This is a genomic window from Streptomyces sp. NPDC048415, assembly GCF_040651675.1.
Lineage (GTDB): Bacteria > Actinomycetota > Actinomycetes > Streptomycetales > Streptomycetaceae > Streptomyces.
This window is the reverse complement of the sequence record NZ_JBEZKJ010000169.1, coordinates 1-9214: the sequence shown is the minus strand read 5'-3', so window position 1 is coordinate 9214 and position 9214 is coordinate 1. Positions and strand designations below refer to the sequence as shown.

Annotated in this window: 7 protein-coding genes; 4 read left to right on the top strand and 3 right to left on the bottom strand. The window is 70.7% G+C overall.

Annotated features, from left to right (window positions below; translation table 11 throughout):
* Together AB0D27_RS44145 and AB0D27_RS44140 are read right to left on the bottom strand one after the other, a co-directional pair.
* Positions 1–1103, bottom strand: a 1103-nt coding sequence (locus tag AB0D27_RS44145; protein WP_362520972.1) for a sigma-70 family RNA polymerase sigma factor, incomplete at its 3' end; no start/stop codon positions are given.
* Positions 1104–1378: 275 nt separating this feature from the next.
* Positions 1379–2158, bottom strand: a complete 780-nt coding sequence (locus tag AB0D27_RS44140; protein WP_362520969.1) for a helix-turn-helix domain-containing protein — start codon at positions 2156–2158, stop codon at positions 1379–1381.
* 375 nt (positions 2159–2533) lie between these two features.
* On the opposite strand from AB0D27_RS44140, the gene AB0D27_RS44135 reads away from it, so the two are divergent.
* The 3 genes from AB0D27_RS44135 (at position 2534) to AB0D27_RS44125 (ending at position 6669) form a co-directional block, all read left to right on the top strand.
* Positions 2534–3913 carry an NAD(P)/FAD-dependent oxidoreductase gene (locus AB0D27_RS44135; RefSeq protein WP_362520966.1) on the top strand — a complete coding sequence of 460 codons (1380 nt, stop codon included), beginning with the start codon at positions 2534–2536 and terminating at the stop codon, positions 3911–3913.
* A gap of 131 nt (positions 3914–4044) precedes the next feature.
* A complete protein-coding gene (locus AB0D27_RS44130) occupies positions 4045–5733 on the top strand; it encodes a SpoIIE family protein phosphatase (RefSeq protein WP_362520964.1) in 1689 nt (562 codons plus the stop codon).
* A 120-nt stretch (positions 5734–5853) separates the two neighbouring features.
* Positions 5854–6669, top strand: a complete 816-nt coding sequence (locus tag AB0D27_RS44125) for a methyltransferase domain-containing protein (protein ID WP_362520961.1) — start codon at positions 5854–5856, stop codon at positions 6667–6669.
* Between the two features lie 71 nt (positions 6670–6740).
* Here AB0D27_RS44125 and AB0D27_RS44120 read toward each other — a convergent pair whose 3' ends face one another.
* Positions 6741–8000 (bottom strand): MFS transporter, encoded by a 1260-nt coding sequence (locus tag AB0D27_RS44120; protein ID WP_362520959.1) that lies wholly within the window; start codon positions 7998–8000, stop codon positions 6741–6743.
* 182 nt (positions 8001–8182) lie between these two features.
* On the opposite strand from AB0D27_RS44120, the gene AB0D27_RS44115 reads away from it, so the two are divergent.
* Positions 8183–8731: a MarR family transcriptional regulator gene (locus AB0D27_RS44115; RefSeq protein ID WP_362520957.1), complete on the top strand. Its 549-nt coding sequence runs from the start codon at positions 8183–8185 to the stop codon at positions 8729–8731.
* Positions 8732–9214: the final 483 nt, after the last annotated feature.

The window sequence follows — 9214 nt, the reverse complement described above, 5'->3', positions numbered from 1 at the left end:
GCTCCGGCCGCGCCCGCTCCCGCGCCACCGGCGATGAGCGCGACGGCCTTCGCGTACCCGGCGGCACCGAACCAGCCGATGACCGCGACGGGCACGACCCCGGGGATCCCGCTGGCGACTTCCTCGATCTGGCCCGCGGCCAGCCGGCACTTTGCGCACTCCTCGAGGTGCTTGCGCAGCCCGCGTTCGGCACGGGTGCGCAGCCCGCCGCGGGCGTAGGCGCCGAGCCGGTCGGCGTAGCGCGCGCACTCCTCGTCCAGAGCGAGCGTGGCGCTGACATGCGCCTGGAGGTAGGCCTGCTTGAGTCCTTCGCGGGCGCGACTGGCGAGCACCCGGGTGCCGTTGGCGTCGAGCCCGAAGAGTGTGGCGACGTCGCTCGGAGACTCGTCCTCGACCTCGGTGTGCCACAGCACGGCCTGCCAGCGTTCCGGCAGGGAGCGGAAGGCCTGCATGGCCATGGACTGCTCGGCCTCGTGCATCGCGCGCACATCCGCGCCCAGGTCGAGGCCCGCTCCGAATGAGCTGATGGACGCAGTGTCGTCGGAGACCTCGGAGGTGCGCGCGGCCTGCGCGGCGAACACCGCGAAGTCGTCGACCAGCTGCTCCCGCTTCGCCGACTTCGTCCAGTTCGCGGCGACCCGGCGGACCGACGTCAGCAGATACGCGCGTACGGCGTGTTCGGGACCGCTGCCGCCGCGCACCGCCTGCAGCATGCGGGCGAACACCTCGGCGGTGAGGTCGTCGGCGGTGTGCGCGTCGCGGCAGCAGGTGCGGGCGTAGCGGCGTACAGCGGTCGCGTGGCGGCGGTACAGCTCCTCGTACGCCGTGTCGTCGCCGGCGCGCATCCGCTCGATCAGATCGGCGTCGGACGGCGGCAGCGCGATGGCGGGCGGTAGAACGCCGTCCTCACGCCGGTCGCGCTGCGACGGCACGCTGGGATCCGGTAGGCCGCCGACGGGTGCGCCGCTTGAAGACATCGGCGCCGGGCTGCCGCCCTGCGGCCCGCCCTGGCTCGGCACCTTCCCCGACGTCGGCCCGCCGGATCCCGTACCGCCGTCAGCGCCACCGTCACCGAGTGACTCGTCCCGCCCGTCTACGCTCATCGCGGAAAGCCCCCGCCTGCACACTCGGACCCGAATACCGGGACAGAGTGCCACACGCTCAAGGGGCGGGAGCCCGTAGTACGGACCAACCACTCGTCCGTGGGGACTTCCCCCATGGCAGCACTAGCCGTCACTCGTTCGGGGAATAGTCAACCAACGTCCCTCGGACGGGAGTTGCCACTATGCCCCGGATGGCGTGGAACGGGACGCGCGGTCCCCGGTACGCGAGTGGCGCAGTACCCGCGCTCGGGAAGGCCCCGTTCCCGGCGAACCGCTCACGCCGGGCGCGAGCGCAGCCCCTCCAGCAGGATGTCGAGGAGCCGGGCCGAGGCCGCCGCCTGCTGGTCGGCGTCCGGCAGCGAGGGCGCCGCCGTGGCGATCACCAGCAGTACGTCCGCCACGGTGACGTCCGTCCGCAACTCGCCTGCCGCGCGCGCCCGCTCGACCAGCCGGCCCACCACCTCGAGCAGCGCCGCCGCCCCGGCGTCGTCCGCCGCCGCGATCACCGACTCCTCCTCGGGCGCCGGCCGCTGTTCGACGAGCCGAAGCTCGGGCGTGGGCTGGGACCGCTGCTGCGGCACCCGCGCCTCGTCCTCGACCCCGTCCTCCGCCACGCCGACCCGCAGTATCTGCGGCGGCAGCAGCCGGCCCGCGCCCGAGGCGACCGATGTGCGCAGGAAGCGCGAGAGCGCCGACCACGGCTCGTCCTCCTGACCGAGCGCCGCACGCGCCTGGTCGGTCAGCCTGGAGGTCTCCTCCTCGGCTATCCGGCGCACCAGGACGTCCTTGCTCGGGAAGCGCCGGTACACCGTGCCGACACCGACCCTCGCGCGCCGTGCGACGTCCTCCATCGGCGCGCCGTATCCCAGCTCGCCGAAGACCTCGCGCGCCGCGCGCAGTACGTGCTCCAGATTGCGCTGTGCGTCCACGCGCAGCGGTGTCGTACGCGATCCTTCACCCGGACCGCGGCCGTAGCCGCTCGCTGCCGCGCCGACCGTGCCATCGGATGATGCGATGGCAGACGCGGATGACCAATGAGAGTCCTGAATGTGCATAAGCGTTCCCCCGGTAATGACGTCTCCCCCCGGAGACTCTCCCCGCCATTGATGGCCGGAGCGTGCGGAACAAGCTTGTGTGCACGAGCCCGTCCTGCGGACTCGTCGAGCGCATCCCCCTACACCCCGTCGACACACGAACATAGTTGAGAGGGGGTCAATTCAGAAGGGGCAGGTTCCGCACGGAGCGCCCCCCGATCGGAGTACGGGCCGGTTACGTCCCGATTACGCCCCCTGCGCGCATCCCCCTCACCCCCGCTGACCTGCGCATATTCCGCGCACCCCGGCAAATCGGCCAACCCTGCCCGTTGTCGGCGGCCGGTCACACAAATTGCCGGGCCTGTGGACAAACTCCAGAGCTGGGTGCGTCATGGGATGGTGAAGGAACGTGCGCGCATTCTCATTGTCGGCGGCGGCTACGTCGGGATGTACACCGCTCTGCGTCTGCAGCGGAAGTTGAAGCCCGAACTGAAGCGGGGCGAGGTCGAGATCACGGTCGTCACGCCGGACCCGTACATGACGTATCAACCGTTCCTTCCCGAGGCCGCCGCGGGCTCGATCTCACCCCGCCATGTCGTGGTCCCGCTGCGCCGGGTTCTCGACCAGTGCCGGATCGTCATCGGTGAGGCCCAGTCGATCGACCACGCCAAGCGCACCGCGACGCTCACCACGCTCGCCACCGAGGAGGAGGGCGCGGGCGCCGAGCAGATCACCTACGACGAACTCGTGCTCGCCCCCGGCTCCATCTCGCGCGCTCTGCCGATTCCCGGTCTCGCCGACTACGCCATCGGCTTCAAGACCGTCGAGGAGGCCATCGGCCTGCGCAACCACGTCATCGAACAGATGGACATCGCCTCCTCCACCCGCGACCCCGCGATCCGCGACGCGGCCCTGACCTTCGTCTTCGTAGGAGGCGGTTACGCCGGCGTGGAGGCGCTCGGCGAGCTCGAGGACATGGCCCGCTACACCGCCCGCTACTACCACAACGTCAAGCCCGACGACATGAAGTGGATCCTCGTCGAGGCCTCCGACCGCATCCTCCCCGAGGTCGGCGAGGAGATGGGCAAGTACACGATCACCCAGCTGCGCCGCCGCAACATCGACGTACGCCTGGAGACCCGCCTCGAATCGTGCGCCGACCGGGTCGCCGTACTCAGTGACGGCGCGCGCTTCCCGACGCGTACGGTCGTGTGGACGGCCGGTGTGAAACCGCACCCCATCCTCGCCGCCACCGACCTCCCGAGGAACGGGCGCGGGCGCCTCAAGTGCACCGCCGAGCTCACCGTCGAAGGCGTCACGCACGCGTGGGCCGCGGGAGACGCCGCCGCCGTGCCCGACGTCACCGCCGGGGAGCCCGGCAAGGAGACCGCGCCCAACGCCCAGCACGCCGTGCGCCAGGCCAAAGTCCTCGGCGACAACATCGCGCACTGCCTGCGCGACGAGCCGCTCGAGACGTACTCCCACAAGTACGTCGGTTCGGTCGCGTCCCTGGGGCTGCACAAGGGCGTCGCACACGTCTACGGCCGCAAGCTGAGGGGCTATCCTGCCTGGTTCATGCACCGCGTCTACCACCTGAGCAGGGTGCCGACCTTCAACCGCAAGGCCCGTGTGCTCGCCGAATGGACCCTGGCGGGGCTCTTCAAGAGGGAGATCGTGTCGCTCGGTTCGCTCGAACATCCCCGTGCGGAGTTCGAACTCGCGGCCGGTGGAAAGCATCCTCTCGACCCGAAGCTCGACCCGAAGGGGTCGTCCTGACCGGACCGAGGAACTCCACCGAAGAGGCCGACGTCTGACGGATGTCGGCCCGGTCGGCCACACTGCCAGACTGGTCCACGACCTTGGGCGGGCCCACCGCTCGCCCTTCTAACCACGAGGCTTTCCCCACTGTGAACTTCACGCGCTGGAGCGCCCGGCTCCCCGGAACGCAGCGCCGCGCCGCAGCGCGGACCGAACCCACGGTCTCCCCCGACCGGCGAGGGGACGGCTCCGGCTCCCCGGACCGGCGAGGGGAGGGCTCCGTCCCGGCGGCCCGCGCGGAGCAGCTGACCGGCGACGCGCCGCCCACCCTCGGCGTCGACGAGCTGCCGGTGCGCGAGGTGCTCGACCGCGTCCCCGCGCTCGTCGCCCTCGTGCACGGCCCCGAGCACCGCGTCGCCTACGTCAACGACGCCTACGCGGCGGCGTTCGGCGCCCGGCCGGCCGGCGAGCCCGCGCGCGAGGCGCTGCCCGAGCTGGACGAGCTCGGTCTGCTCCCACTCCTGGACCAGGTACTGCGCAGCGCCAAGCCCCGCACGGTCAAGTCCCGCAAGATGCCGGGTGGCCGCTCTTACACGTTCACCTGCACCCCGGTCGACCCCTCACCGGAGGGCCACGGCGGCGGCGTACTGATCTTCGCCATCGACGTCACCGACCACGCCGAGGCCGCCGAACGGCTGCGCGCCAGCGAGCGCCGCCAGCGCGAGACGGCCGTCACCCTCCAGCGCTCCCTGCTCCCCCAGGAGTTGGAGGAGCCCGACGACCTGCGCATCGCCGCCACCTACCAGCCCGGCGGCACGGAGGCCGCGGTCGGCGGCGACTGGTACGACGTGATCACCCTCGGGGGCGGCCGCACCGCGCTCGTCATCGGAGACGTCATGGGGCGCGGGGTGCGCGCCGCGGCCGTCATGGGCCAACTGCGCACCGCCGTACGCGCGTACGCCCGCCTCGACCTGCCCCCGCACGAGGTCCTGCAGCTCCTCGACGGACTCGCCACCGAGATCGACGCCAACCAGATCGCCACCTGCGTGTACGCCGTCCACGACCCCAACGAGGGGCGGCTCGTGTATGCCTCGGCGGGCCACCTCCCGATCCTGGTCCGCGACGAGAGCGGCACCGTCCACCGCGCCGACGAACCCACCGGACCCCCACTCGGCACCGGCGGCTGGCTGCACGCCTCGGGCTCGGTTCCCCTCGGCCCCGGCTCCACCGCCGTCCTCTACACGGACGGCCTGGTCGAGCGCCGCGACGAGGACCTCGATGAGGGGATCGCCTCCCTGGAGCGCGCCCTGGCCGGCGCCACGGGCACCCCACAGGTCATCTGCGACCGCCTGGTCCGCTCCGCGGGCGTCACCGCCGACCACGACGACGACGTGGCCGTCCTGGTCCTCCAGCACCCGGCGCGTACGGGGCCCGACGGCGAGCTCTTCCGGAACGCCGCTCTGGAGCTGCTCGGTGGCGTGGAGGCGGCTCCACGCGCGCGTGCGTTCGCCTCCGGCGTGCTGACGAGCTGGCGCTTTCCGGTCGAGCTGCACGATCTCGGCGTGCTCGCCGCAAGTGAGCTCGTCGCCAACTCCCTGCAGCACGGCACCCCGCCGATGCGCCTGCGCCTGCGGCGCACCGACCGGCGCCTCATCATCGAGGTCACCGACGGCGACGACCACCTCCCCCGTCGCCGTCGCGCCGAGCCCGCCGACGAGGCCGGCCGAGGCATCGCCATAGTCGCCACGATCGCCTCCGGCTGGGGCTCACGGCGCACCCCAGGGGGCGGCAAGGCGGTGTGGTGCGAGTTCGCGTTGGCGAAATCCAGCCCGTCGTAGGGGTCCCCCCGCTCGAGCGAGGCCGAGAGCGGGGGAGTGTGAGGACGAGCGCGAAGTGCTGCCGCACCCTCACCGCGTGCCCCCTGGCCCGCCGCCCCACCCGGTGCTAGTAGCTCACCCATGGCAGACGAAACGGGCTTTCAGCTCAGAGGGAGCGCTCCGGAGCGCTACGAGCGATACGCCGCGCCGTTCATGGCGCCCTTCGTGGAGACGATCCTGGACGCGGTGGACCTGTTCCCCGGCGCCACGGTCCTCGATGTGGCCTGCGGCACCGGCTTCGCGGCAAGAGCGGCAGCGGCCCGGGTGGGCCCGGCGGGCCGCGTCTCGGGAGCGGACATCAACGAGGGCATGATCCGGGTGGCCGCAGAACACGCACCCCGGATGTACCCGGACATCGAGTTCACCGCGGCACCCGCCGACACACTCCCCTACCAGGACGCCGCCTTCGACGCGGTCGTCTGCCAGCAGGGCGCCCAGTTCTTCCCCGACCTGGCCGCCGCCCTCGCGGAGACGGCCCGAGTGACCCGCCCGGGCGGCCGCTTCGCCGCCACCACCTGGGCGGCCAGGGACCGGATCCCGTACTTCGTGGCCCAGTACGAGGCAGTCAAGGAGTACGGCGGCCCGCAACTCGCTGCGAACTACGAGGGCGCCTTCTCCGGCACAGCCGACCGCCTCACCGCCGCGCTGCGCACCGCCGGCTTCCACGACGTCACCTCCCGCGAGGTCACCTTCGGCATCGCCTTCCCGCCCCTCGCGGAGTACACCTTCGGCCAGCTCTCGTCGACGTCCTGGGGCCAGGCGATCGTCGACCACGCCGGCGACGACGCCCTCGTAGGGGCGGGCCGCGCGGTCCACGCCCACCTCGCGGACCGCACCGCCTCCGACGGCAGCGCGACCCTCCCGTTCACGGCCAACCTGGTGACAGGGATCCGCTGAACACGCAAAAAGGCCGCCACCTCGCGGAAACGTGGTGGCGGCCGTCGTGTGGACGTCTGTACGTCCGTCCGTCAGGCGCTCGCCGGCACCGGCTCGGCCGGCGCCCCGCCCTGCGCGACCACCCGGCTCTTCGCGAGCGACGGCTGGTTCTGTACGGGGGTGAGCTGACGTCCGAGGCGCACGGCCAGGAAGGTGATGCCGAGCGAGAAGAGAAGGAACGTCACGATGTACGGGCCGTGCAGCGACGCCCCCATCGGGCCGCCCACCGCCGGACCGACCGCCAGCGCGAGCTGCTTCACCAGGGCGAAGGCCGAGTTGTACTGACCGGCCATGCCCGTCGGCGCCAGATCGGCGACCAGCGGCGCGACCGTCGGCGACAGCATCGCCTCGCCGAGCCCGAAGAGCGCGTACGTCGAGACGAACGCGGCGGTCGCCATGGTCTGGCTGCCGTGCCCGAGACCCGCGTACCCGGCCGCGAGCCACGCCACGGCCCAGATGAGCCCGACCCCGGCGATCACCCTGGACCGCTTGCGGCGCTCGACGAACTTGAGCACCGCGAACTGCGCGACCACGATCATCGCCGTGTTCGCCGCCATCGCCGTACCGAGCGCGGACGTGGAGATTCCGGCCGCCTCGACGCCGTACGCCGAGAGCCCCGACTCGAACTGTCCGTAGCAGGCGAAGAACAGCACGAAGCCCAGTACGGACAGCTGCACCATGGCCCGGTTGCCGAGCAGCTGCTTCCAGCTGCCGCCCTTGGCCCGCGGTGCGCCTTCGACCTTCGGCGCGTGCGGCATCCGTACGGTCGCCATGATCACGACGAGCAGCAGGAACATCGCCGCCTCGATCGAGAACAGCAGGATGAATGAGCTCGCCCGCGTCGGGTCGACGATGTGGCCGCCGATGAGCCCGCCCACGCCGAGCCCGAGGTTCTGCAGGAAGAACTGCGTCGCGAACGCACGTGACCGCGTCTCCGCCGTGGAGCAGTCCACGATCATCGTCGCGAGCGCCGGCTGCATCACGGCCTGTCCGGCACCGAGCGCCGCCGCCGACAGCAGCACGGTCGTCGCGCTGCCCGCGAGACCAAGGCTCAGTGCTCCGAAGGCAGCGGTGACCAGGGCGGCGAGCAGGACCGGCAGCGGGCCGCGCCGGACGATGGCCCGCCCGGCGAACGGCAGCACGACCAGAGCGGCCACGGCGAAGACGGCGAGCACGATGCCCGCCGTCATGGAGCCGAGTCCCCGCACCTGCGCCACATAGACGTAGAGGAAGGGGACCGTAAAGCCGAGCCCGAACGCGCCGAGTGCGTTGCCCACGTGGATCCGGCGCATCGCTGCGCCCCTCGCCCTGGTCACTTTCACCTGCCTTGGTCGTGAAGTCCGGGGTCGTGTGTCCATGGCACATGTTGCCGACGCATGGATGCAGATCTGAAGACTTCGAAGCTAAAGTTAGAAGTTGAACTGTACACCCCGAAGGACTTCAACGCCAAGCGACACCGTGCGATACTGCGACCATGGGCGACACCCCCGGCGTCAGTGAGCCGACACTCGAAGAACAGATCGCTGCCTACCAGCGCGAGTTCCAGGACCTCGACCCCCAGGTCGAGAAGATCGTCTCGGCGCTGTCCCGCCTCAACCGGCGGATGAACGTCGCCTACGGGCGCCAGACCGCCGCGCTCGGCATCAGCAACGCAGAGTGGGAAGTCCTCAAGGCCCTCGTCCTCTCCGGCGCCCCGTACCGCATGGGCCCGAGCGAACTCGCCAAGCGGCTGGGGCTCACCCCGGCCGCCATGACCCACCGCATCGACCGGATGGTCGCGGAGGGGCTGGCGACCCGGGAGCGCGACGAGTCGAATCGTGTCCGCGTCATCGTGGAGCTGACGGACGAGGGGCGAGAGAAGTGGCTCGAGGCGATGCGGCTCGCCACGGTCTTCGAGGACGACCTGCTCCAGGACCTCTCCGCCGACGAGCGCTGCGTCCTGGGCGAGGTGCTGACCCGTCTCCTACGACGTGTGGAGCACGCCCAGCCGGACGCGGGCGGCCGGCTCAGCGATCTCGATTAAAGATCTTGACAGGGTGGGTTGACTTCACCCTGGCAGGTACGTAAAGTTCTTCGAGTTGCCACGGAGCCGTAACGGTTCTGCGGCGGCACCTCCGCCGCGGATGCGGCACCCAAACCAGCAAAACGATCTCCCAACGGGATTGATTTCGGCGTGCCCGAATTCAATTCGATTGGGGCTCGGCGGCCCGATTAGGAACTGCCGAGAGGATCCGCTAAAGTTTGGGACGTCGGAACGGCCCAACAGCCGCGAAGACAAGCCTCGCTGACTGGGAATCAGGCCCGAAAGGATCTGATAGAGTCGGAACCGCCGGAAAGGGAAACGCGAAAGCGGAAACCTGGAAAGCACCGAGGAAGTCGGACACGAAAGAGTCTGATAGAGTCGGAAACGTAAGACCGAAGGGAAGCGCCCGGAGGAAAGCCTGAGAGAGTCTCTCGGGTGAGTACAAAGGAAGCGTCCGTTCCTTGAGAACTCAACAGCGTGCCA

Coding starts and splice junctions, on each gene's coding strand:
- AB0D27_RS44140 (WP_362520969.1), bottom strand. CDS start 2,158: ATGCACATTCAGGACTCTCATTGGTCATCCGCGTCTGCCATCGCATCA.
- AB0D27_RS44135 (WP_362520966.1), top strand. CDS start 2,534: ATGGTGAAGGAACGTGCGCGCATTCTCATTGTCGGCGGCGGCTACGTC.
- AB0D27_RS44125 (WP_362520961.1), top strand. CDS start 5,854: ATGGCAGACGAAACGGGCTTTCAGCTCAGAGGGAGCGCTCCGGAGCGC.
- AB0D27_RS44120 (WP_362520959.1), bottom strand. CDS start 8,000: ATGCGCCGGATCCACGTGGGCAACGCACTCGGCGCGTTCGGGCTCGGC.
- AB0D27_RS44115 (WP_362520957.1), top strand. CDS start 8,183: ATGGGCGACACCCCCGGCGTCAGTGAGCCGACACTCGAAGAACAGATC.